We start from the raw sequence: 22,869 nt of genomic DNA, 5'->3' as shown, positions 1-22,869 counted from the left end.
TTTAATGAGCGACGGTTGCCAGAGCTCCGTGACAGCACGGGAAAGCCGAAGCACCGCGCGGCCGCGGCGCGTCTTCTCCAGGCTCTTTCCGCGGCGTGCCGCAACGGCGGCGACGAGGGCGGGCTCCTGCTGCATTCCACCGCCGATCTGCGGCATGGCCTCGGTATTGATGAGGCGACGATGTATGGCGACTACTATGATCTAAAGTCCCTCGTTGCATTGCGTGGACGCAAACTCATTTAAGCATGGTTGCAAAGTCCTGATGCTGTTCGGGGCTTTACTTCAAGCTGATCGACATTACGTGCTTTGCTCGACGGGTGGGCAACCGAATGGCTTCCCTTCCTAGACAGGATCCGGTGAAGCGGAACGATCGGCAGGCACGACATGGCAAAGCATCTTGAACTCGGACTTGACACTTTCGGCGACGTGACGCGTCGGGAAGACGGCTCTCTGCTGCCCCAGGCCGAGGTTATCCGCAATCTCGTCGATGAGGCCGTTCTCGCTGACCAGCTCGGCATCGACTTCATCGGTGTGGGCGAGCACCATCGCGCCGATTTCGCAGTCTCCGCGCCGGAGGTGGTGCTCGCGGCGATTGCCGCGCGCACCAGCCAGATCCGGTTGGGGTCTGCGGTCACTGTCCTGAGTTCGGATGATCCGATCCGCGTTTTCCAACGCTTCGCGACAGTCGACGCCCTCTCGAAAGGGCGCGCGGAGGTGATCCTCGGCCGAGGCTCGTTCACCGAATCCTTCCCACTGTTCGGTTACGAGCTCCGCGACTATGAGCGGCTGTTCGAGGAAAAGCTCGATCTCTTTGCGGCTCTCCTGAAGCAGGAGGCCGTGACGTGGCAGGGAACGACGCGTCCTCCGCTAAAGGACCAGAGGGTTTATCCCCAGGTTGAGCACGGCACGCTGAAAACCTGGATCGGCGTGGGCGGGAGCCCCGAATCTGTCGTTCGTGCGGCTCGCTATGGGCTGCCGCTAATGCTCGCCATCATTGGTGGAGACCCCTCGCGGTTCCGCTCCTATGTGGACCTCTACGGGCGTGCCTGCGAGCAGCTGGAGCGGCCACTTCCGCCGATCGGCGTGCATTCGCCTGGCTATGTGGCGGATACGGACGCTAAGGCGCAGGAGGAACTGTTTCCGGATTATAAGCGTATGCGTGACCAGATCGGCGCGGAGCGCGGCTGGCCTCCCATGGGTGAGGGGGAGTTCAAGCAGGAGGTGGCGCGGGGATCGCTTTATGTGGGCTCCCCGGAAACGGTGGCGCGGAAGATCGCGGCGACCGCAAAGGCTCTCAACATCACGCGCTTCGATATGAAATACAGTGCCGGTCCCTTGCCGCACGATAAGATGATGCGGAGCATAGAACTCTATGGCAGCAAGGTCGTGCCTCTGGTGCGTGACATGCTGGCGTGATGGGAGCCGCGAGCCTCATGTGACCCCCTTGCGACCCCCGCCGTGCATCGTTAGATCTGGTCGCTGAGCATTCGGTCGCGCCGATGAGCCCTTGCTCCGGTGCGACCGAATGGAGCTGTTTGGATGGGTGGCGGGAAGCCGGCAGATTGCGCCGGGCCGTCTGGAGGATGATTTCGCGCGAATGCGTGCACTGCTTCGCTTCATCGGCTTTATCCTCCTGACTGGTGGATTCGTCGCTTTTGTCATCGACGGAGCGCGGGGCATTGCCAATAGCGAGTTTGTCTCCACCTCCCTAGCCACCACGCTCGAGGCGGCGCTACCGTCCCTCTTCCCGCATTTCCTGCCATGGATGAGCACGCATCTGCCGGAGGCGGTGCAGCGGCTTATCACAAACAGCGTGCTGACCTTGCCGACCTCGGCTGTTGGCGCCATTCTGGGCATTCTGCTGTTGTGGCTCGGCCGGCGACCAGCGGATCCGTTTCTGTTCAAGCCCTTGCGATGAGGGGCAGGATCTCGCGCCGCGTCGTATGCCCTCCCACATGTCTGGCATGAGGAGAAGCATCATGGGATTGTTCCGTAAATCATCGGTCCTGCCTGGTGCCAACGAGGCTCTTCCAGGTCGGGCGGAGCCGATCGCGACCGCGCAGACTCATTTCGTGAATGGACATTTTCTGGCGGGTCCCTATCCCGAAGGCAGCAAGCGGGTGCTGTTCGGCATGGGCTGCTTCTGGGGGGCAGAGCGAAAGTTCTGGAGCCTGCCCGGCGTCTATGTCACGGCCGTCGGCTATGCGGGCGGCGTGACGCCCAATCCGACCTATGAGGAGGTCTGCAGCGGCCTCACCGGGCACACGGAGGTGGTGCAGATCGTCTATGAAAAGGGGGTCGATCTCGCAGACCTGCTGCGTGTTTTCTGGGAGAATCACGATCCGACTCAAGGCATGCGGCAGGGCAACGACATTGGTACCCAGTATCGTTCGGCGGTCTATGTGACAGGGGAGGCCGAGCTCGCGCTCGTCGAGGCGACACGGCGAACCTATGGCGAAGCGCTCAGGGTGGCGGGGTATCCCCCGATCACGACAGAGATCGCGGAACGCCCACCTTTCTATTTCGCGGAAGCCTATCACCAGCAATATCTGGCGAAGAATCCCGCTGGCTACTGCGGCCTCGGTGGCACCGGCGTGAGCTGCGCCATAGGCACGGGTATCGCGGCCTGAGGTCACGCGGATGACATAGAGCCGGCTCAAGACGAGGATCGCGCCGGGGGGTTGATGTGCAAGGGGCACCACACAAAGGTGGCGCCCCTTTTGTGATGGAGACTTTATGATCGAGAGAGTGCTTGAGCGCTTCCTGTTCGCCAGCCGGTGGCTGCTTGCGCCTTTTTATGTCGCGCTGGTCCTTGGGCTGGCGGGGCTCCTCATCAAGACGATGCTGGAGCTCGTGCATTTTCTGCCGATTGTGTTCTCCGGCAAAGAATCAGACATCATCCTCGGCATCCTGACGCTGGTCGACCTGACCTTCACCGGCTCGCTCGTGGTGATCGTGATCTTCTCTGGCTACGAGAACTTCGTGTCGAAGATCGACGCGAATGATCATAAGGACTGGCCGGAATGGATGGGCAAGATCGACTTTTCCGGCTTGAAGCTCAAGCTGATGTCGTCGATCGTCGCAATCTCCGCCATACAGCTTCTCAAGGCCTTCATGAATGTCGCCAACGTGAGCGACCGCGAGTTGATGTGGCTCGTCGGCATCCACGTCGTCTTCGTCGGCTCCGGTGTCTTCCTGGCGCTGACGGATCGCATCGCCGGTGAAAAGGCGAAATGAGTGGCGTTCAGGTCCCGATGGGACCTGGTTTGCGGTTCTCGTTCTTATCCTCCGACAAGGGCAGGGGAACGGGCGTTCCGGACGCGCGGCCTAGTTCCGAGCCGCCGCCGCTGGGCTATCGATCACCGCGCGGCACTGGGCCGGTAAGTCCGCCACCATTAGCGGCGGCGCTGGCCTGTAGGGCTTCGGCCGGCGCGCTTCCGCGCTGAACCACCAGTCGAGCTCCGCCCCGCAACCGTCGCTCGTTGGCGGTGGAGCCTGTTTGCGGCACGCCGTCTCGCCGGCCGGGCAGGCGAGGCGAATGTGGAAATGGTAGTTGTGCCCAGGCGTCGGCCGTATCTTCGAGAGCCAGCGGCGGTCGGAGCCCGCGTCGCGGCACAGCGCGCGCTTGATAGCGGGGTTGACGAGAACCCGCTCGACCTGCCTGTAAGACGCGGCGGTTTTCAGGAGCGCCATATGGCTCGGCGTCCAGCGTGACGGATCGATATCGTTCCAGTCGCTTCTCACGACATTAATGGCTGAGACTTCTTCCCGGGCGCCAGCGCTGAGGCGGCTTGCCGGCATGCCTGTCAGCCAGATGTCGGCGTCGAGGCCGATCTGGTGGGAGGCGTGGCCGGTCAGCATCGGACCGCCGCGCGGTTGGCCCATGTCGCCGACAAGGATGCCCGGCCAGCCGGTGGTCGATGGTACCTTGGCCGCGAAGTTCTGCAGAAATTCAACGAGCGCCGGGTGGCCCCAGTTGCGATTGCGCGACAGCCGCATGACCTGCCACGTCGGCCCGTCCGGTGGCAGCATGACCCCGCCGGAGAGGCAGCCGAGGGAATAGAAGCCGAAGACGGCAGCCTTGCCGGCCGAAGGCAGAGGGGTGGTGCCGAAGCGTCGTTGGGCTGCATCCGCTGGCAGTTTGGAAAGGGCGGCCTTCCGGCGCGCCGCCTCTTCGGCTGCATTCTCCTGGGCAAGAGCGGCCTGATGGCCGACGACCGTGGTGAGCGCCATGAGAAGTCCGGCGAGCGCCAACCGCCTGAACACGCGACCTGCCCCTGGGCTCTGCACGGACCGAAAAGGCGTCATCGTCATTCGCAAGCACTCCCTCTGCAAGTCGTTACCAGGCCGGAATGATAGTGGCCGGTCCGAATCAGCCATTTGCATCAGCTGCCGCCACCGGTGGACGTCCCTCGGCAATTGTTGATAAATATGTCTTTTATTCGTTAGTCAGCCGTGGGCTTTTCTGCTGGCCCCCTGCATTCTATGACGATCAGCCACGATCTTTCCAACCGGCCCGGGCGATGTACGTGTTTGCCCGGCTTTCACCAGTCATTATTCGTCCTGAGCCATTCGTTGTGAGCACATTATGAGCTGGTCGCCTCAACAAGATGATGCCCTGAAAGCGGTTGCCGCATGGTTGAAGCGTCGTGACGCCCAGGTCTTCCGCCTGTTCGGCTATGCGGGGACGGGCAAGACGACGCTTGCGCGGCATATCGCGGAGGGCATCGACGGGGATGTCGCCTTCGGCGCTTTTACCGGCAAGGCTGCCTCGGTGCTGCGCTCGAAGGGTTGCGAGGGGGCGACAACCATCCACAGCCTGATCTACCGCTCACGGGGGTCCAAGGAGGAGGGGCCTTCCTTCGTCATCAACCGTCAGAGCGCGGCCGCTGACGCTGAGCTCATCATCATCGACGAATGCTCGATGGTGGACGAGGAACTGGGGCGTGACCTTCTGTCGTTCGGTGTTCCGGTGCTGGTCTTGGGCGATCCCGCGCAGCTGCCGCCCGTTAAGGGCGGCGGCTATTTCACGGAGGCCGAGCCTGACCTTATGCTGACGGAGGTGCACCGGCAGGCTCGCGACAATCCGATCATCCACATGTCGATGGTGGTGCGCGAGGGAGGGAACCTCACCCACGGCCAATTTGGCGAAAGCCGGGTGATCTCACGCCGCGACATCGATGCGCCGGCCGTGATGCGTGCCGATCAGGTCTTGCTCGGCATGAACAAGACACGCCGGATGTACAACGCCCGCATGCGCTCGCTCCTGGGATTCCGTGATGCCATGCCCGCTGCCGGCGAGAAGCTTGTCTGCCTGAAGAACAACAAGACCAAAGGGCTATTCAACGGCGGCACCTGGCTCATCAAGCAGCTCAAGGGCGAGCAGAAAGGCTTGGTGAAGATGGATGTGACGCCGGATGATGAAACCACGCGGCGGACGACGGAGGTCAGCGTGCCACGGGAATTCTTCGAAGGCGAAGAGGAGAGCGTCCCCTTCGCCATCCGGCGCAATGCCGACGAATTTACCTATGGCTATGCACTCACCGTGCACAAGGCCCAGGGCTCCCAGTGGGACGAGGTGGTGCTCTTCGACGAGGCCTTTGCCTTTAGAGAGCATGCCAGCCGGTGGCTTTATACCGGCCTGACACGTGCTGCGGAGCGCATTACTATTGTATCCTAGAATTGTTCAACAATAGCCCAGATGAAGCGTCAGCGGTGAGAAGCCCTTCGCTCTTCATGGTAGCTCAAGTTGGTTTCATTTAAATCTATTCGGCAATATTGGTGTGAATCGACGATGTCTTCACACCAAGGTGATGGCATAGTGTTGAAAGCCATGTGATCATGGCTTGCAAATTCAGCCTCTCCCCGCAGTGATGCTTGTCCATATTTCGAGGGCAAGCGCGCAAGGAGGCGCTTTCATGGCTGTTGACCGCATGTCGCGAACGAATCCATCACGGGCCGGTGGTGGCGAGCTTGTCATTCCGGCGCTTGGCGGCCTCTGGGCCGCTCTCGCAGTGCCAGCGGACGTCATTCTGCGGATCGTCACGGGGATCGCACTGGTGGCCCACGGCTGGGGCAAGGTGATCAATCCGTTCGGCGCGGTCGACATGGTCGAGCGCATCGGCTTTGTCCCAGGAGTGCTATGGTCGCCTCTGCTGTCGTTCAGCGAGTTCGGAACGGGCGTGCTGCTGATTCTTGGCTTCCTGACGCGTCCGGCCGCCATCGTGGCGCTCATCATCCTGCTGGTCACGATCTACTTCCACTGGATCGTCATGGGGCAGGGCTACATGGGCTCGGAAAAGTCCATCCTGTGGTCGGCGATGCTGCTCGCCATCATCGCCCGCGGCGGAGGTGCGATGTCGGTCGATCGCGCTATCGGCCGCGAGGTGTGAGGGCACTCGCTCTCCTCAAAAAGATGATGGCCGGGCACTGCCCGGCCATTTTTTTTATCGAGAATGAGGAGACGGCAGCCCTTATCCGCCGATATTGTACGCCGCGAGGGCCGCCATATTGACGATATCGCTGTCTTTGGCTCCGAGCGGCACGATCTGGACTGCCTTGTCGAGGCCGACAATCAGCGGGCCGAGCACGGTTGATCCGCCGAGCTCCTGCAGCATCTTGGTCGAGATCGAGGCGGAGTGGAAAGCCGGCATGACCAGCACATTCGCAGGCCCGGTCAGCCGGCAGAACGGGTAGACGGACATGAGATCGCGGTTGAGCGCGACATCGGCCGCCATCTCGCCGTCATATTCGAAGTCGCAGCGCCGCTTGTCGAGAATGCGTACGGCCTCCTGCACGCGCTCGGAGCGCTCTCCCTTCGGATGCCCGAAGGTAGAGAAGGCAAGCAGCGCGACCCGAGGTTCATAGCCCAGTCGCTTGGCAACGCCGGCCGCTTCGACGGCGATATCGGCAAGCTCCTGCGCATTCGGCATCTCGGTGATGGCGGTATCGGCCACCAGCACGGTGCGACCGCGCGCCAGCGCGATCGAAACGCCGATCACCCTGTGGCCTGGCTTGACGTCAATGACGCGACGCACATCCTCCAAGGCGATCGAGTAGTTGCGGGTGACACCCGTCACCATCGCATCGGCATCCCCCATCGCGACCATGGCGGCGCCGAAGTGATTGCGGTCCTGGTTCACCAGCCGCTGACAGTCGCGGAACAGATAACCCTCGCGCTGCAGCCGCTCGTAGAGGAACTGCGCATAGACCGCGTTGCGATGGGACAGGCGCGCGTTGTGGATCTCGATGCCGTTGCGGCCGCTGAGGTCGATGCCGGCGAGCGAGGCGGTCTCCCTCACACGGTCCTCGCGCCCGACGAGGATCGCGGTGCCGAGGCCCTGGTTGACGAAGGACGCCGCGGCGCGGATGACTTGCTCCTCCTCACCCTCGGCGAAGACAACCCGCTTCGGCGCGCGGCGCACCCGCTCAAACACGCGGTTGAGCGTGCCGGCGACAGGATCGCGCCGCGCCGACAATTGCGCCTTGTAGACGCGCATGTCGGTGATCGGCCGACGGGCGACGCCGGTCTCCATCGCCGCCTTCGCTACCGCCGGCGGAATGACGTGGATGAGGCGCGGATCAAACGGCACGGGTATGATGTAGTCCCGGCCGAAACGGGGGCGCGCGCCCTGATAGGCCGCAGCCACCTCGTCCGGCACGTCCTCGCGCGCCAGGGCGGCCAAAGCCTCGGCCGCCGCGATCTTCATCTCCATGTTGATGGTCGTCGCATGCACATCGAGCGCGCCGCGGAAGATATAGGGGAAGCCGAGGACGTTATTGACCTGATTGACGTAGTCCGAACGACCAGTGGCCATAATGGCGTCGTCACGGATAGCGGCGACTTCCTCGGGCGTGATCTCGGGGTCCGGATTGGCCATCGCGAAGATGATCGGGTTCGGCGCCATGCTGGCCACCATTTCGGCGGTGAGCGCGCCTTTGGCCGAGAGGCCGAACACCGCATCGGCCCCACGCATGGCATCGGCCAGCGTGCGGTCGGAGGTTTCGGCTGCGTGGGCGGATTTCCATTGGTTCATCCCCTCGGTGCGACCGCGATAGATGACGCCCTTGGTGTCGCACAGGATGACGTTGTTCGGCGCGAAACCCATGGCTTTCAGAAGCTCGATACAGGCAATGCCTGCAGAGCCGGCGCCGTTTACCACGAGCTTGGTATTCTTGACGTCGCGATTGGTCAGATGCAGCGCATTGACGAGGCCTGCGGCCGCGATGATCGCGGTGCCGTGTTGGTCGTCATGGAAAACGGGGATGTCCATGAGTTCCCGGAGCTTTTCTTCGATGATGAAGCATTCCGGGGCTTTGATATCTTCAAGATTGATGCCGCCGAAGGAGGGCCCGAGATAGCGGACGCAGTTGATGAAGGTCTCTGCATCCTCCGTGTCGACCTCGAGGTCGATGGAATCGACATCCGCGAAGCGCTTGAACAGGACAGCCTTGCCTTCCATAACCGGCTTCGAGGCGAGCGCGCCGAGATTGCCAAGGCCGAGGATCGCGGTGCCGTTGGAGATGACAGCCACGAGATTGCCGCGCGTCGTGTAGTCGAAGGCAAGGCTGGGGTTCTCGGCAATAGCTCGCACGGGAACCGCGACACCCGGCGAATAGGCGAGCGAAAGGTCACGCTGGGTCGCCATTGGCTTCGTGGCGACCACTTCGAGCTTGCCGGGACGCCCCTGGGAGTGGAACTGCAATGCTTCCTGATCAGTGAATGTGGGGCGCGACACGCGTTTCTTATCATTCATGGGCTTATACAGACCTCCCGTTGCGTTACTTTATCCCGGCCGGAGCGCGACCTTACGCAGGTGAGGGTGCGCGCTCAAGGCGCGTTCTCCACTGTTTCCTTCAAAAGTGTCCTGCCAGAACGATGAAAGCCGGCCGCGGCTTTGCTACGGTCCGGCCATGAACGGGCCATTCGAATACAAAGCAACGCCGCGTGAAGTGAACAAGCCGGGCTCAGCTGCGGCAGACGGCCGCGTGACGCCGATGATGGCTCAATATACCGAGATCAAGCTCGCGCATCCCAATTGCCTTCTGTTCTACAGGATGGGCGATTTCTACGAACTGTTCTTCGAGGATGCTGAGATAGCCTCGCGAACGCTCGGCATCGTGCTGACCAAGCGCGGCAAGCACCTCGGCGAAGACATCCCGATGTGCGGCGTCCCAGTGGAGAAGGCGGAGGACTACCTCCAGCGTCTCATCGCCGCGGGGCACCGGGTCGCCGTCTGCGAGCAGACCGAGGATCCCGCGGAGGCCAGGAAGCGCGGCGGCAAGTCTGTCGTCGCGCGTGGGGTGGTCCGCCTTGTCACACCCGGCACCATCACCGAGGAGAGCCTGCTTGACCCGGCCCGCGCGAACCTCCTCGTCGCGGTCACCCGTCGGCGCGCTGGCGACCAGGCTTTCGTCTACGGCCTCGCAGCAATCGACATCTCGACGGGGCGCTTTACCGTGGCCGAGGTCGAAGCCGGCCAGCTTGCCTCCGATCTCGCGCGTCTCGACCCGCGCGAACTTCTGGTGCCGGATGTCCTGATCGATGATCCTGAACTCGCGCCGCTTTGGCGTGAGCTCCGAACCTCCATCACGCCGATGGCTCGCGATGGCCTTGATGCGGCTTCGGCCGACCGGCGCCTGAAAGACTATTTTGGCGTGGCCAGTCTCGATGCCTTCGGTGCCTTCACACGGACCGAGGTGGCGGCGGCGGCGCTCGTCCTCGGCTACGTCGACCGGACCCAGCTCGGCTCCCGGCCGCCGCTCTCGCCACCCGCGCGTGAAGCGGCGGGCGGCACGCTCCTCATCGACGCCGCGACCCGCGCCAATCTCGAACTCACACGGACTTTGTCCGGAGAGCGCGGCGGCAGCCTCCTGGCTGCCGTCGACCGCACTTTGACTTCGGCTGGCGGGCGCTTGCTCGCGGAGCGCCTGGCAGGCCCTTCGACGGACCTCGCGGTGATCCGCGCGCGCCACGATGCCGTGGCTTATCTCGTTGATCGCGCCTTTCTCCGCGAGGGGCTCCGCGCTCGCCTTCGCGCGGCGCCCGACATGGCGCGCGCGCTCTCGCGACTTGCGCTCGGCCGCGGCGGGCCACGAGACCTTGCTGCCCTGCGTGACGGCTTGGGCGTCGCCGATGTTGTGGCCGGCCTCTTGTCCGAGGGGCACGGCGAAAAAGCCGGCGATTTGCCGAACGCGGCCGGCCGCCCGGCGGAGCTCAGCAGCGCTGCCGCCGCGCTTGCTGATCTCGCGCCTGAGCTTGCAAGCCAGCTTCAAGCCGCGCTCGCCGATGAACTGCCGCTTCTGAAGCGCGACGGCGGCTTCGTGCGGGCAGGCCATCTTGCGGCGCTCGACGAGGCGCGGCTGCTCCAGGCCGATTCGCGCCGTTTCATCGCGGCGCTGCAAGCTCGCTACGTCAGCGAAACAGGGTGTCGGACGCTCAAGGTCAAGCACAACAACGTGCTCGGCTATTTCGTCGAGGTGCCGCAGGCGGCGGGTGAGGATTTTCTCAAGCCGCCCTTGAATGACCTGTTCGTGCACCGGCAGACCATGGCCGGCACGATGCGTTTCTCCACGGTCGAACTCGGCGAGCTCGAGGCCAAGATCGCCTCAGCGGCGGATCGCGCCGTACGGCTGGAACTGGCGATATTCGACGAACTGGTCGCAGCAGTTGCGGCCAATGCGGAGCCGATCAAACGGGCAGCGGATGCGCTCGGCCTCGTCGACGTGACGGCCGGGCTCGCGGATCTCGCCGCCGACCTCGGCTGGAGCCGGCCGGAGATCGAAGAGAGCCTCACGTTCCGCATCGAGGGCGGTCGCCATCCGGTGGTCGAGGCCGCGCTCAAGGCGAGCGGCGGCACCTTCGTCGCCAACGATTGCGATCTCACCGCGCCCGGCGGCAAGAGCGGCGCCGTCACCCTGATTACCGGCCCCAACATGGCCGGTAAATCGACCTATCTGCGCCAGAACGCGCTGATCGTGGTGCTGGCGCAGATGGGCGCTTTTGTGCCCGCGCGGGCGGCGCGCATCGGCATCGTCGACCGCCTGTTCTCCCGGGTTGGCGCCGCGGACGATCTGGCACGCGGCCGCTCCACCTTCATGGTGGAGATGATTGAGACGGCCGCCATCCTCAACCAAGCCGGGCCGCGCTCGCTGGTCATCCTCGACGAGATCGGCCGCGGCACCGCCACGTTCGATGGCCTGTCAATTGCCTGGGCGGCAGTGGAGCATCTGGAGGCGGTCAACCGCAGCCGTGCGCTGTTCGCGACCCATTATCACGAGCTGACGGCGCTTGCCGACCGGCTCGACAATGTCAGCAACGCCACCATGCGCGTCACGGACTGGCATGGTGACGTGGTCTTCCTGCATGAGGTGGTGCCGGGAGCGGCCGATCGCAGCTATGGCATCCAGGTGGCGAAGCTCGCGGGCCTGCCGGCCCCGGTGATTGCAAGAGCGCGCGAGGTCCTGGACCAGTTGGAGAGGACTGAGCGGGAAAAGCCTGTCTCCGCCCTGATCGACGATTTGCCCCTGTTCGCGGCGACGCTGAAACCGGCGGCCCCACCGCCGGCTGTTGCTGGGCCGGATCTCCTGCGCGAGGCGCTTGCGGGGATAGATCCGGACGACATGACGCCGCGTGAGGCCCTGGAGGCGCTCTATCGACTGAAGGGGCTTTCAGCCGGCGTATGACGAGGCCATGCACCTGGGCATCAGGTGGGTCATGCGTGCTCAGGCGGACGGCAAGGCGCTAAGTCGGCGCGCCGCCCTTGGCGCGATCGCCGCAAGCTCGGCGATGGGCTTCCAAAGCGCCGCATGCACCTCATCCTCCTGAGCGATCAAGGGCAGGGACGGGTCGGCGAGGAAGAGGTACTGCAGGTCGTGATGGATGTGATCGGGTTCTGCGCGCGCTGGCTTTCCGGGCACGTCGTGACTGTCGATGGCGAAGGGAATGTCCCCTCCGCGATGCCATGGATGCAGTACAAGGCCCCGAACGGCGGTCTCCTCAACGGCTTCACGCGCTGCGGAGAGACTAAAAGAGGCAGCGGGCTCGTAATGTCCCCCGGGTTGCAACCAGCGGCCGATCGTCTTGTGGTCGATCAGCAGGATATTGGCATGATCAGGCGACACGATAATCGCGCTCGTCGTCACGTGTCCGGGCATGGTCGTGCGGTCATCAAGGGCATGTCGTTCCGCAATCTGCCAACGCAACAGCGCCAGATGCTCGCGAGGCTCCGCCATCTCCGTCCGATAACGGGCGACGAGGGTTGCGAGACGGTCAAGGAACGGCAACTCTTGCATGAGGTCGGCCATCTGTCGCCAAGGGTACGGGCTGCGGCCCGTTGTAGGCGGCTGGCGGCCCTTTCCCAAGTGCAAAAGGTGAACCGGATTCGATCTCTTAAGCTGGGTTGTTACCATCCTTGATACCGCCGCCAGTCCTGCTTAGGATTGCCTGAAGGACGTCGGGGGACGTCCGTACGGCCACGGGGGAGCGTGGAATGGTGACGCGGGTCGCGACTGTCGCGCTCGAGGGTATCGAGTCGCGCGCGGTCGATGTGCAGGTGCAGATCGCGCCCGGAACCGTGGGCTTCACGATCGTCGGTTTGCCGGACAAGGCTGTCGCGGAATCGCGTGAGCGCGTGCGCTCGGCCCTGATCGCGTCAGGCCTGGCTTTGCCGGCCAAGCGCATCACCGTTAATCTGGCTCCAGCCGATCTCCCCAAGGAAGGCTCGCATTATGACCTGCCGATCGCGCTCGGCATCATGGCGGCGATCGGCGCGATCCCGGACGATGCGCTGTCAGGTTTCACCGTTCTGGGGGAGCTTGCCCTGGACGGAAGCATTGCGGCTGTGTCTGGAGTGTTACCAGCTGCCATCGGCGCCTACGGCCGTGGACAGGGGCTGATCTGCCCGGCCGCTTGTGGGGCGGAGGCAGCCTGGGCCAGCCGCGACGGTGAGATCGTCGCCCCGGTCTCGCTCATACAGCTTGCCAATCATTTCAAGGGCACGCAGGTTTTGTCGCGCCCGCTGCCCGCCGTGGCGAAGCCTTCAGGGGCGCTGCCGGATTTGCGCGACATCAAGGGTCAGGAGACCGCAAAGCGCGCGCTGGAGATCGCGGCGGCCGGGGGGCACAACATGCTGATGAGCGGACCGCCCGGGGCCGGCAAGTCAATGCTGGCGCAGCGCCTGCCATCCATTCTGCCGCCGCTTGGTCCGCGCGAATTGCTCGACGTTTCCATGATCCACTCGGTCGCGGGCCTTCTCGCGGGAGGCAGCCTGACCGACCGGCGTCCTTTTCGAGCTCCGCACCACTCGGCTTCCATGGCCGCGCTCGTCGGGGGTGGATTGCACGCCCGACCCGGCGAGGTTTCGCTCGCGCATCAGGGCGTGCTCTTTCTGGACGAGTTGCCGGAGTTCCAGCCGCAGGTGCTGGACAGCTTGCGCCAGCCACTGGAGTCCGGCGAGGTCCTGATCGCGCGGGCCAATCATCGTGTCGTCTATCCAGCTCGTTTTCAGCTGATCGCGGCGATGAATCCTTGCCGCTGTGGCCGGGCGACCGAGCCGGGCTACGCGTGCCGGCGCCAGCCCAACGAGCGCTGCATGGCGCAATATCAGGCGCGATTGTCCGGCCCATTTCTCGATCGTATCGATCTCGTCATCGAGATGCCTGCGGTGACGGCGGCCGATCTCATCCAGCCACCTCCGGCGGAGGGCTCGGCCGAGGTGGCCAGCCGTGTCGCGGCCGCACGCCGGATCCAAGAGGAACGTTATCGCTCGCTCAAACTCGACGGAATTTTGACGAATGCGGCTTGCCCAGCGGCTGTTCTCGATGACATCGCGCGGCCCGACGCGGCTGGTCTGGCCCTGCTGCGGCAGGCTGCCGATTCCATGAAGTTGACGGCACGCGGTTATCACCGCGTTTTGAAACTCGCTTTAACTCTTGCTGATCTCGACGGCGCTGCTCATTTGAGGCATGTTCATCTTGCAGAGGCACTATCATACCGCTCAGTCCTCGATCGCGTTCCGGCCGCAGCATGACACATTCGATTGATAAGCTTAATTGCGCATTCAGCAATTATGACAATGCATTATCAATGTCCCGCGGCAATACTCCGCCGAATTCCCCTCGGAATACGGCTGCGGCATGAGCAACGACGCGTTCAACACGATCTGGCAGGACCCGTGGCTTGTCGGGGCTATTCTCGTTGTTGCAGCTACTTTGATCGGGTTGGCCTACCATTCGCGCCGCGTCATGGCACGACGCCTTGCGGCTGTGGAGGCCGAGCTGGTGGATCTCGTAGGTCGAAACCAGATGTTGCTTGCCTCGGAGATGCGTTATCGCAGCCTGGCCGAGGTGAGGAGCGAGTTCATCCTTCGCTATGATAGCGACCGTCGGATCACCTATGCCAACGAAGCTTTCGCGAAGCTCATGGGGCAGGAGCGGGAGGATCTGAAGGGCGCGCCTCTCACTTCGGTCGTGAAGGATATAACACCGTCCACTGACGGCGCGGTTCGCAGTCAGCGGATCGATGAAGAGCTCCATACGGCGCAAGGAATGCGCTGGATCGCCTGGGAAGAGACGGTCATTGAGACCTCTCGCGGGCCCGAATGGCAACGCATCGGTAGAGACGTCACCGACCGGGTGACTTCGGAGCAGGCGCTGGAGGAGGGAAGGCGCAAGGCAGAGGCCGCGAATGTGGCCAAATCCCGCTTCCTGGCCACCGTCAGTCACGAAGTCAGGACGCCGTTGAACGGGATTCTCGGCATGGCCGATCTCTTGGGCGAAACCCATCTCGATCCGGAGCAGGCGACATATGTCCGTGCTATCCGAACGTCTGGTGACGTCCTGCTGTCGCTCATCGACGAAATCCTGGACTTCTCGAAGATCGAGGCCGGAAAGCTTGATTTGACTCGGGCGCCCTTTAATTTGCGCGCGCTGATCGAGAGCGTGGTCGAGCTGCTCGCGCCGCGAGCCCAGGGCAAGAATGTCGAGATCGCGACCTATATTGCCGAGGACGTGCCCGCCCGCATCATGGGAGATGCTGATCGCCTGCGCCAGGTACTCATGAATCTCGCTGGCAATGCGGTCAAGTTCACGGACAAGGGGGGCGTGGGGATTCGCGCGGAACTGGCCGGGGAGGGCCGGCTTCGTCTCAGCATCCTCGATACCGGTACGGGCATTCCCGCCTCGCGACTGCAGGACATTTTTGGCGAGTTCGAGCAGGTGGACGAGCCGACGGGACGACGACAGGGTGGTACGGGTCTGGGACTTGCCATCAGCCGCCGGATCGCCGAGGGTATGGACGGCGCCATTACTGTCGAAAGCGTGCTTGGCAAGGGCTCGACCTTCACTCTCGACATCCCGCTCGAGGTGGCTCGCACAAGTGATCCCGCTGACGTGATCGTGCGGCCCGAGCTGACTGGGCAACGCATTCTGATAGCTGCGGACTCCCCCTTTGAGGCACCCTTCCTCGCCAGCCAGCTCAAAGCTGCTGGCGGAACGCTGACGGTCGTCGCGACAGAGGAGCAGGCGATAACGGCGATGGCTGAGGGGCTCGACATCGCGATCATTGATTGTGCGCTTGGCGACGAGCGGGCTCGCCGGCTGGCTGCCGCGGCGCGGAGGGCTGGTGCCTGGCGGACCATAATTCTGCTCTCACCGTTCGAGAGGCGTGATTTCGGGCTGCCGTCGGCGGCAGGGTTCGACGTTTTCCTGATCAAGCCGGTTCGCACACGCTCGCTCTTCCAGCAAATTGACGGATGGGTCGGCGGAGAACTCGTCCAGCATCAAAGCGCTCTTGCGGCAGAGCGAATGTCGGCGGGGCTGCAGACGACAGGACAGACTGCACGTGTCCTCCTGGCCGAAGACAATGAGATCAACGCGCTGCTGACTCTGAAGGCGCTCGAGCATTTCGGCGCAAAGGTCGACTGGGCGCGCGATGGTCGCCGTGCGCTAGGGTTTGCCAAGGGTATGCTCGCAGGTCGCATGCCAGCTTATGATCTCGCCCTGCTCGACGTTCGCATGCCGGAACTCGATGGTCTTGAGGTGGTCAGGCAGATCCGAGCCTTGGAGGGGGACGACAAGAAGCGTCTGCCCATCGTTATGCTCACTGCGAACGCATTCGCGGAAGATCGCCAGGCTGCGCTCAGGGCGGGGGCGGATGGCTTTCTCGCCAAACCTCTGGATCGCGCCAAGCTCAAGGCTTGGCTGCCAGTGCAGCAACAGCGCGAGGTAATGTGAGTTAGCCCGCCTTTAGGTCTGGACCTCGATTTTCCCGCTGGTGCGTGACCATAGCCGGCCAACGGAATGATGTGCCGGCTTCCTGGCATGCCTACTCCGGAATGGGAAACTCTCCATTGGCCCCAAAATCGGCAACCCCGTGTACAGCAGACGGAAAGGCAGCTGTTTAAAGGCCTTAATCCGTGGGGTGCCCGCGGTCGACACGTCATTGTCACAACACTGTAGAAAGCATAGCATGCGTCGGTTTGGTGGGACTTCGATCGCCCGCGAATCGTTGGCGATATCGGATGCAACCGAGGATTATTGGATGGTCCAGGGTCCCCTTCAGTCGAAGAAGGCATGGGTGGACAAAGTGCCCGCGGGCGCTTTGGGTGCCATAGCCGGCAAATTCTTGCCGTCAACCTGGACACCGTCCAACTGGGCGCCGGGTAATTGGAGTGTAGGACGCTTGGCATCCGCGTCACTGTCTGACCACACCGAGCCTGTTCTGGGCCGCATGGGATCACTCGAGGTGAGACTGGCCACGACCAAGAAGGAATTGAAGCAGGCGCAGCGTCTGCGTTACCGCGTTTTCTACGACGAGATGTCAGCGGTCCCCAATGCTGCCTCTATGATCGCGCGGCGTGATGTGGACGACTACGACGCCATCTGCGACCATCTGCTCGTGCTGGACCATGACGCACCGCGCCGCCCCTTCCGTGCGGCTACGCCCCAGGTCGTCGGCACGTATCGCCTCCTGCGCCAGGAGGTCGCGGACCGCAATTTCGGCTTCTATACGGCGGGCGAATTCGAGATCACGAAGCTCACAGACAGCAACCCTCAGTTGCGCTTCCTGGAGCTCGGCCGTTCCTGTGTCATGAAGCCCTATCGCAACAAGCGCACAGTGGAATTGTTGTGGTATGGCATCTGGGCTTACGTCCGCCGTCACCGTGTCGACGTCATGTTCGGATGTGCCAGCCTTGAGGGCACGGACCCGGAGCGGCTCGCGACGCCCTTGAGTTTCCTGCATCACCATGCGCTGTCGCCGGAGCCCTGGCGCGTCCGTGCGCTGCCGGAGCGCTTCGTCGCCATGGACAGGATGCCGGCTGCGAGCCTGGATACCAAGGCGGCGCTGCACAGCCTGCCGCCCCTGGTGAAAGGCTATTTACGGCTCGGCGCGACGTTCGGTGAAGGAGCGGTCATCGACCGCCAGTTCGGGACCACGGATGTCCTGGTCATGTTGCCGGTGCCCACTATCAATCCGCGCTACATCGAGCATTTCGGCGCGACGGCCAATCGCCAATCAGCCTGAGGATACGGCGGTCGTTCTATGTGCCGCCGGTCGTCCCTCTCCTGCGGCGAATAGTGCGTCCAAACCCGTTCGATAATTGGGGTAGGCGAGGCGAACACCAAGCTCGGTCTTGAGCTTGGTGTTATTGACGCGCTTGTTCTCGGTCCAGAAGCTTAGGCCCATCGGGGAGAGGCCGGCTTCCTCCAGCGTGGTTTCGGGAGGCGGCGGCACCCCTAGCAGGCCAGCGGCATAGGTGATCACGTCAGCCTGAGGAGCGGGCTCGTCGTCGCTGACATTGTAGATGCTGACGCGAGATTGATACCGTTCTACGGCTGCGCGAGCGGTGAGCGCTGCGAGCGTAGCCGCGATATCATCCGCATGGATCCGGTTGAAGACCTGCCCCTGTCTTGCAATGCGCCGCGCACGGCCGGCGGCGAGATCGGCGAGAGCGTTGCGTCCAGGGCCATAGATACCCGGCAGGCGCAGGATGTCGAGCGCGCGGTTCGCAGATTCCGCGAGACTCGTCCAGGATTTCTCCGCCCCTATGCGGAGGAGCGAGCGGGCATTGTGCGTAACGAGCGCCGTTGTCTCGTTCACCCAAGCGCCGCCGTGATCCCCGTAGACACCGACCGTCGAGAGATAGCCGATCCAGCGGATGTTGCGGCAAGATGCGATCTGAGGACCGAAGGCGCGGAGCGCCGGGCAACCATCTGCCCCGGGCGGCACGCTGACCAGGACGCCATCGGCTTTGGCAAGCCAGGCTGAAATCGCCGGGTCGGCCGTTTCCGTTCCAGTGAAGCTGAAGAGGTCGATGGCGAGTGGCTCAGGCGCTGCTGCATGGTTTTGGCTGCGATAGGTACCAGCGAGCGCCGTGAACTCAGAACCAAAAAGCCTGATGAAAGCCCGCGCGGAAAACCCCAGCCCAAATACGAAGAGCTTCATTGTCCTTCCCCGGGCGTCGCGGTGGAGAGGCCGCAGGACGCGGATCCAATTCCATGCGAGCTCTCAATCTCCAAGCCAGCATGCCATTCGGCAATGACACTTTCGTCCGCCTCGCCCGCTGCGTAGCGGGGAAGGAGCGCAGCGAAACCCTCGGCGGGCAGGAGGCGGGACAAGGCCCATACCGCGGCGCCGCGAACCAGCGGGTTGTCTTCCTCGAGCTTGGCCTGGGCCACTGGCGCCATGTTCGGGTCCCCTGAATTGCCGATGGCGATCAGCACATTGCGCAAGAAGCGATCACGGCCGGTGCGTTTCACGGGCGAGCCGGCAAAGCGCAGGCGGAAGGCTTTATCATCGAGCTCCGCAAGATCGGCCAGGGCGGGGGCCTCATACTCGGCGCCGGCGACGATCTTAGCCTCGCGCCCGGCCTCGGCGAATTTGTTCCAGGGACAGACCGCGAGGCAGTCGTCACAGCCGAACACGCGGTTGCCCATCAGAGGACGAAGGTCTCGATCGATCGGCCCCTTGTGCTCGATCGTCAGATACGAGATGCAGCGTCGCGCATCCAGCTGATAGGGGGCGGGGAACGCCTCCGTTGGGCAAATCGTGAGACAGCGCCGGCAGCTGCCGCAAAGCGGCGAGCCAGGCTCGTCGACGGGAAGTTCCGCGGTCGTGAAAATTGCCCCGAGGAAGAGCCAGCTGCCGAACGACCGCGAAACGAGCACACTGTGCTTTCCCTGCCATCCCAAGCCGGCGGCTTCCGCGAGCGGCTTTTCCATGACCGGGGCGGTATCGACGAAGACCTTGACATCCGCGCCCCCGGAGGACGCCAAGAAGCCGGCCACTTGCTTGAGCTTGCCCTTGATAACGTCGTGATAGTCACGGTTGCGGGCATAGACCGAGATCGTCGCCCGGTTCTGCAGAGCCAACGAAGCGAGAGGATCGCCAGAAGGGCCATAGTTCATGCCGAGCATTATGACCGAGCGCACTTCAGACCACAGCGCGCGCGGATCGGCTCGGCGATCTGGCGTCTCACCCATCCAGGTCATGCTGCCAGCGTAGCCTGCTTCAAGCCAGGCCGCGAGGCGTTCAGGCGCATCCGGGATGGCGTCGGGATGCGTGATACGCACGTCGTCGAAGCCCATCTGGCGGGCACGGTCGATTAGCGCGCGTCGCAGGCCTGCCATCGCGCGGGTGGCAGCTTGCTGCGGTGGGGCGCTCGGCTCGAAGCGAGCGGGAGCCTCTAGAAGTCGAGATCCTCGTAGTGGGCTGCCGGCGCCATGCCCGGCACCCGGTCCGTCAATAGAGCGCGGAACGATGGCCTCGATTTGACGCGCGCGTACCATGCCTTTGCGGTTTCATCCTCTTCCCACGGCACATCGCCGAGATAGTCGACACAGGACAGGTGAGCCGCGGCCGCGAGATCCGCATAGGTCAGATCCGGTCCGGCGAGCCAATTCCTCTTGCCGATCAGGAAGCCAATATATTGCAGGTGGTAGCGCACATTGCTACGGCCTGCGCGAATCGCACCCATATCCGGCGGGCCGCCGCCGAGTTCCGCCTTCATGAAGCGCTTGTAGATCTTCTCGGTGACGAGATAGGCCGAGACTTCCTCGTAAAACTTCACGAGGAACCAGTCCATCAGGCGACGTACCTCGACGCGGTCGGCCGGATGATCCGGCAGGAGGCGCCGGCCATCGAGACCAAGACCACGCGTTTCGTCGAGATACTCGGCGATGACGGCGGCGCCGGGAACCGCCAGGCCCTGCTCCTCGACAAAAATGGGAAGGTTCCCCGCTGGATTGATCATCAGCAGGCTATGGCTGTGCTCCCAGGGCTTTTCCTCAACCGTGGCAGGCGCGATGCCCATCTCGCCGAGAACGAGACGGATGAAGCGCGACTGAGGACAGAAGGGATAATGGTGGAACGTCGCCATTGAGTGTGTCACGCGATCAGCAGGTGGGGCGGCAATAACGATGAGTGAGGTCGACAGCGTGATAGCGCATCGCGCGAGAAACCGTTGCGCAAATTGGCGTGGAGGGCATTCGCATTCACAACATGTCCCGTATAAAACCCTGAAAAATGGCAAACAACTCGTTTTGCCGGCTGTGCCGGGCTTTCCAGCGTTGTCATTAAGGCTTCTCTAACGACAGCAGGCCCACAACGCATCCGAGCGTGGACCAAGGTCCTGTCGTGATTCCGAACCGCTTCCGTCATCCACCTGCCATGAAGCCGCCCCATGAAGCGAAATTATGGCATCGCACGAGTGCGTTAGCCTTGACAGTGCGGTGAAATGACGTCTTGCGGGGAATTGATCCAGCAGGTCCTTGAGGCTTTGGAGCGCCCGGTTCGCCCGCTTCCGGGGCGGGCAGCGCGCAGTCTCGGATCGTGGGATCAGCGATGAATACATACGATGTCGTGTCGGCGGCCATACTCGGCCTCGTCGAGGGTCTGACAGAGTTTCTGCCCGTTTCCTCCACGGGGCATCTTCTGCTTCTCGGCCATTTTCTCGGGTTCGAATCGAAGGGGCGAACCTTCGAGGTTCTGGTGCAGCTCGGGGCAATCCTCGCCATCGTTTCTGTGTATTTCCACCGCCTTGTCACCATCGCGAAGAAGCTGCCCTATGATCCGGGCGTGCAGCGTTTCGTGCTCGGCGTGCTGGTCGCCTTCCTGCCGGCGATGGTGATTGGCGCGTTCGCCCATAGTTTCATCAAGGAGGTGCTCTTCAACCCATGGATCGTGTGCGTCAGCCTTATTGTAGGCGGCTTCATCCTGATGGTTGTGGACCAGCGCGGGCTCGGTGGGCGTTATCGCGACATTTCTGAATTTCCCCTCAGCATGACGTTGAAGATCGGCTTCTTTCAGTGCCTTGCGATGATCCCCGGCGTCTCGCGCTCCGGCGCCACGATCGTCGGCGCGATGCTGCTGGGCTCCAACAAGCGCGCGGCGACGGAATTCTCCTTCTTTCTGGCGATGCCGACCATGGCGGGGGCCTTCGCCTACGATCTCTACAAGAACTACAAGCTGCTCGATGCCCATGACATCGGCCTCGTCGCCATCGGCTTCATCATGGCTTTTCTCTCGGGCCTGTTCGTCGTGCGGACCTTGCTTGACTACGTCAGCCGCCACGGCTTCGGGCTGTTCGCATGGTGGCGCATCATCGTCGGTGCCGCAGGACTTGCCGGTCTGATCGTCTTCGGCTGAAACGTGAACCAAAGCCGAGCATTGCGCCACGGCGCGATCCGCCTCAAAGTTGGCGCGGGACGAGCGCCGTCAATCGCGTTGTCGCCATATTGAGCGTGCATCACACCATCGCTTCGCGGGAAGACGACGGGCGGGAAGGACGAAAAGGGGGTACCCTGAATGATGCGACAATCGGTTGTTACCGTGCTTCTTGCCTTTGTCCTTGCTGCCTTCGCGTCGACCGTCCGTGCGGCGGATCCCGTATTTCCATCGGGGCTGAATATCGGTCTTGTGCCGCCCGGTGAGATGCGGGAGGCCAAGAATTTCCTGGGATTTGAGGATGAAGCGTCCGGGTCTGCGATCCTGATGACCGAGCTTCCGGCGGATGCGTTCACCCGTGTCGTCGAGGGTCTGAAGGTCGGCGAGATGGAGAAGCAGGGCCTTGCCGGCATCAAGCGGGAGGATTGGACGCTCGCGGATGCAAAGGCCGTCTTCGTCAGTGCGCGGCAGCAAGCTCGCTCCCACGTCATCAACAAATGGGTTCTCGTGGCATCGTCGCCGCTCAGCACGGCAGTGGTTACGGTTCAGGTTCCCGAAGCCACCTCCAGCGCTTACAGCGACGAGACCGTCCGCACAGCCTTGAAGAGCCTCGTCTTCCGCAAGCCGCCGCCGATGGAAGAGCAGATCGCCGCGCTTCCCTTCTCACTTGGTAAACAGGCTGGTTTCCGAGTTTCGCGCGTCCTGGCCGGCACTGGTTTGTTGATGACCGAGGGGCCCAAGGACAGCATCAAGGGCGCAGAGCAGCCAATCGTCATTGTCGCATCTGGGGATGGCGCCATTCCTGGTACGCTCGATCAGGACCGTTTCGCGCGCCAAGCTTTCAACGGTCTGGCGAGCATTGTTGCTCCGGAAATCAAGAGCGCGCGCAATCTGACGCTGAAGAATGTGCCGTGGCACGAAATTACCGCTGTGGCCCAGGATTCCGAGACCAAGGACAAGGTCTTCGTGATGCAGGCGATCCGTTTCGACACGACGCGCTATATCCGCCTGATCGCCATGGCGCGCGAGCGTGACCAGAAGAAGATGCTGGCGCGTTTCGAGACGATCCGCGATAGCATCGCGCCGAAGCCCGAAAAGGCCAAGGAATGATCGCCGACACCGGAGCCGGGTAATCGGTGCGGCGTAAATGAAAGGCCATCGCGGGCCAGCCGCGACGGCCTTCTCTGGGAGATGACCAGGATCTG

Annotated in this window: 19 protein-coding genes; 13 read left to right on the top strand and 6 right to left on the bottom strand. The window is 62.9% G+C overall.

Translation table 11 applies throughout. The annotated features are described in order from the left end of the window. Positions 1 to 15: 15 nt before the first annotated feature. The 5 genes from KIO76_RS03980 to KIO76_RS03960 all read left to right on the top strand — a co-directional run bounded on the left by KIO76_RS03980 (position 16) and on the right by KIO76_RS03960 (position 3,237). Positions 16 to 243, top strand: a complete 228-nt coding sequence (locus KIO76_RS03980; protein WP_213321571.1) for a hypothetical protein — start codon at positions 16 to 18, stop codon at positions 241 to 243. A gap of 141 nt (positions 244 to 384) precedes the next feature. Next, positions 385 to 1,416: an LLM class flavin-dependent oxidoreductase gene (locus KIO76_RS03975; protein ID WP_213321570.1), complete on the top strand. Its 1,032-nt coding sequence runs from the start codon at positions 385 to 387 to the stop codon at positions 1,414 to 1,416. A gap of 181 nt (positions 1,417 to 1,597) precedes the next feature. Next, the gene (locus KIO76_RS03970; RefSeq protein ID WP_213321569.1) at positions 1,598 to 1,918 is read left to right on the top strand and encodes a hypothetical protein; all 321 of its coding nucleotides are present in this window, start codon (positions 1,598 to 1,600) and stop codon (positions 1,916 to 1,918) included. A 61-nt stretch (positions 1,919 to 1,979) separates the two neighbouring features. Further along, complete coding sequence (gene msrA, locus KIO76_RS03965) at positions 1,980 to 2,630, top strand: peptide-methionine (S)-S-oxide reductase MsrA (protein ID WP_213321568.1); 651 nt, start codon at positions 1,980 to 1,982, stop codon at positions 2,628 to 2,630. A 106-nt stretch (positions 2,631 to 2,736) separates the two neighbouring features. Beyond that, entirely contained in the window at positions 2,737 to 3,237 is a 501-nt protein-coding gene (locus KIO76_RS03960) for a TIGR00645 family protein (RefSeq protein ID WP_213321567.1), read from the top strand. 90 nt (positions 3,238 to 3,327) lie between these two features. Here the strand turns inward: KIO76_RS03960 and mepA are convergent, their stop codons facing one another. Beyond that, positions 3,328 to 4,308 carry a penicillin-insensitive murein endopeptidase gene (gene mepA / locus KIO76_RS03955; RefSeq protein ID WP_502761874.1) on the bottom strand — a complete coding sequence of 327 codons (981 nt, stop codon included), beginning with the start codon at positions 4,306 to 4,308 and terminating at the stop codon, positions 3,328 to 3,330. Positions 4,309 to 4,588: 280 nt separating this feature from the next. Between mepA and KIO76_RS03950 the strand changes: the two genes are divergently transcribed. Together KIO76_RS03950 and KIO76_RS03945 are read left to right on the top strand one after the other, a co-directional pair. Beyond that, positions 4,589 to 5,680: an ATP-dependent DNA helicase gene (locus KIO76_RS03950; RefSeq protein WP_213321566.1), complete on the top strand. Its 1,092-nt coding sequence runs from the start codon at positions 4,589 to 4,591 to the stop codon at positions 5,678 to 5,680. 238 nt (positions 5,681 to 5,918) lie between these two features. After that, complete coding sequence (locus KIO76_RS03945; RefSeq protein WP_249729476.1) at positions 5,919 to 6,392, top strand: DoxX family protein; 474 nt, start codon at positions 5,919 to 5,921, stop codon at positions 6,390 to 6,392. 81 nt (positions 6,393 to 6,473) lie between these two features. On the opposite strand, the gene KIO76_RS03940 is transcribed toward KIO76_RS03945, so the two are convergent. Beyond that, the gene (locus KIO76_RS03940) at positions 6,474 to 8,756 is read right to left on the bottom strand and encodes an NADP-dependent malic enzyme (protein ID WP_213321565.1); all 2,283 of its coding nucleotides are present in this window, start codon (positions 8,754 to 8,756) and stop codon (positions 6,474 to 6,476) included. Between the two features lie 157 nt (positions 8,757 to 8,913). On the opposite strand from KIO76_RS03940, the gene mutS reads away from it, so the two are divergent. Beyond that, positions 8,914 to 11,685 (top strand): DNA mismatch repair protein MutS, encoded by a 2,772-nt coding sequence (mutS, locus tag KIO76_RS03935; protein ID WP_213321564.1) that lies wholly within the window; start codon positions 8,914 to 8,916, stop codon positions 11,683 to 11,685. Between the two features lie 39 nt (positions 11,686 to 11,724). On the opposite strand, the gene KIO76_RS03930 is transcribed toward mutS, so the two are convergent. Then, positions 11,725 to 12,294: an NUDIX hydrolase gene (locus tag KIO76_RS03930; protein WP_213321563.1), complete on the bottom strand. Its 570-nt coding sequence runs from the start codon at positions 12,292 to 12,294 to the stop codon at positions 11,725 to 11,727. A gap of 197 nt (positions 12,295 to 12,491) precedes the next feature. Here KIO76_RS03930 and KIO76_RS03925 point away from each other — a divergent pair, with 197 nt between their 5' ends. The 3 genes from KIO76_RS03925 (at position 12,492) to olsB (ending at position 17,524) form a co-directional block, all read left to right on the top strand. Then, positions 12,492 to 14,030, top strand: coding sequence for a YifB family Mg chelatase-like AAA ATPase (locus KIO76_RS03925; RefSeq protein WP_213321562.1), 1,539 nt, complete (start codon positions 12,492 to 12,494; stop codon positions 14,028 to 14,030). Between the two features lie 106 nt (positions 14,031 to 14,136). Continuing rightward, entirely contained in the window at positions 14,137 to 16,233 is a 2,097-nt protein-coding gene (locus KIO76_RS03920) for an ATP-binding protein (protein ID WP_213321561.1), read from the top strand. Between the two features lie 352 nt (positions 16,234 to 16,585). Further along, on the top strand, positions 16,586 to 17,524 hold the full coding sequence (gene olsB, locus KIO76_RS03915) for a l-ornithine N(alpha)-acyltransferase (protein WP_502761873.1): 939 nt from the start codon (positions 16,586 to 16,588) through the stop codon (positions 17,522 to 17,524). Here olsB and KIO76_RS03910 read toward each other — a convergent pair. Genes KIO76_RS03910 through KIO76_RS03900 form a run of 3 tightly spaced genes read right to left on the bottom strand, consistent with a single transcriptional unit; the run spans position 17,516 to position 20,378 of the window. Continuing rightward, on the bottom strand, positions 17,516 to 18,445 hold the full coding sequence (locus tag KIO76_RS03910; protein WP_213321559.1) for a Rossmann-fold NAD(P)-binding domain-containing protein: 930 nt from the start codon (positions 18,443 to 18,445) through the stop codon (positions 17,516 to 17,518). The genes olsB and KIO76_RS03910 overlap by 9 nt on opposite strands. Further along, positions 18,442 to 19,629 (bottom strand): tRNA epoxyqueuosine(34) reductase QueG, encoded by a 1,188-nt coding sequence (queG, locus tag KIO76_RS03905; RefSeq protein ID WP_249729475.1) that lies wholly within the window; start codon positions 19,627 to 19,629, stop codon positions 18,442 to 18,444. The genes KIO76_RS03910 and queG overlap by 4 nt, the downstream gene beginning before the upstream one ends. A 56-nt stretch (positions 19,630 to 19,685) precedes the next feature. Then, positions 19,686 to 20,378, bottom strand: coding sequence for a glutathione S-transferase family protein (locus KIO76_RS03900; RefSeq protein WP_213321557.1), 693 nt, complete (start codon positions 20,376 to 20,378; stop codon positions 19,686 to 19,688). A 464-nt stretch (positions 20,379 to 20,842) separates the two neighbouring features. Between KIO76_RS03900 and KIO76_RS03895 the strand changes: the two genes are divergently transcribed. Beyond that, positions 20,843 to 21,646 carry an undecaprenyl-diphosphate phosphatase gene (locus KIO76_RS03895; RefSeq protein WP_213321556.1) on the top strand — a complete coding sequence of 268 codons (804 nt, stop codon included), beginning with the start codon at positions 20,843 to 20,845 and terminating at the stop codon, positions 21,644 to 21,646. 159 nt (positions 21,647 to 21,805) lie between these two features. Next, entirely contained in the window at positions 21,806 to 22,774 is a 969-nt protein-coding gene (locus KIO76_RS03890) for a hypothetical protein (protein ID WP_213321555.1), read from the top strand. The last annotated feature ends 95 nt before the right edge of the window (positions 22,775 to 22,869 follow it).

It is taken from the genome of Chelatococcus sp. YT9 (assembly GCF_018398315.1).
In the GTDB taxonomy this organism is placed as follows: Bacteria; Pseudomonadota; Alphaproteobacteria; order Rhizobiales; family Beijerinckiaceae; genus Chelatococcus.
Note: the sequence above shows the minus strand (reverse complement) of the source record. Positions and strands in the feature narration are given on the sequence as shown.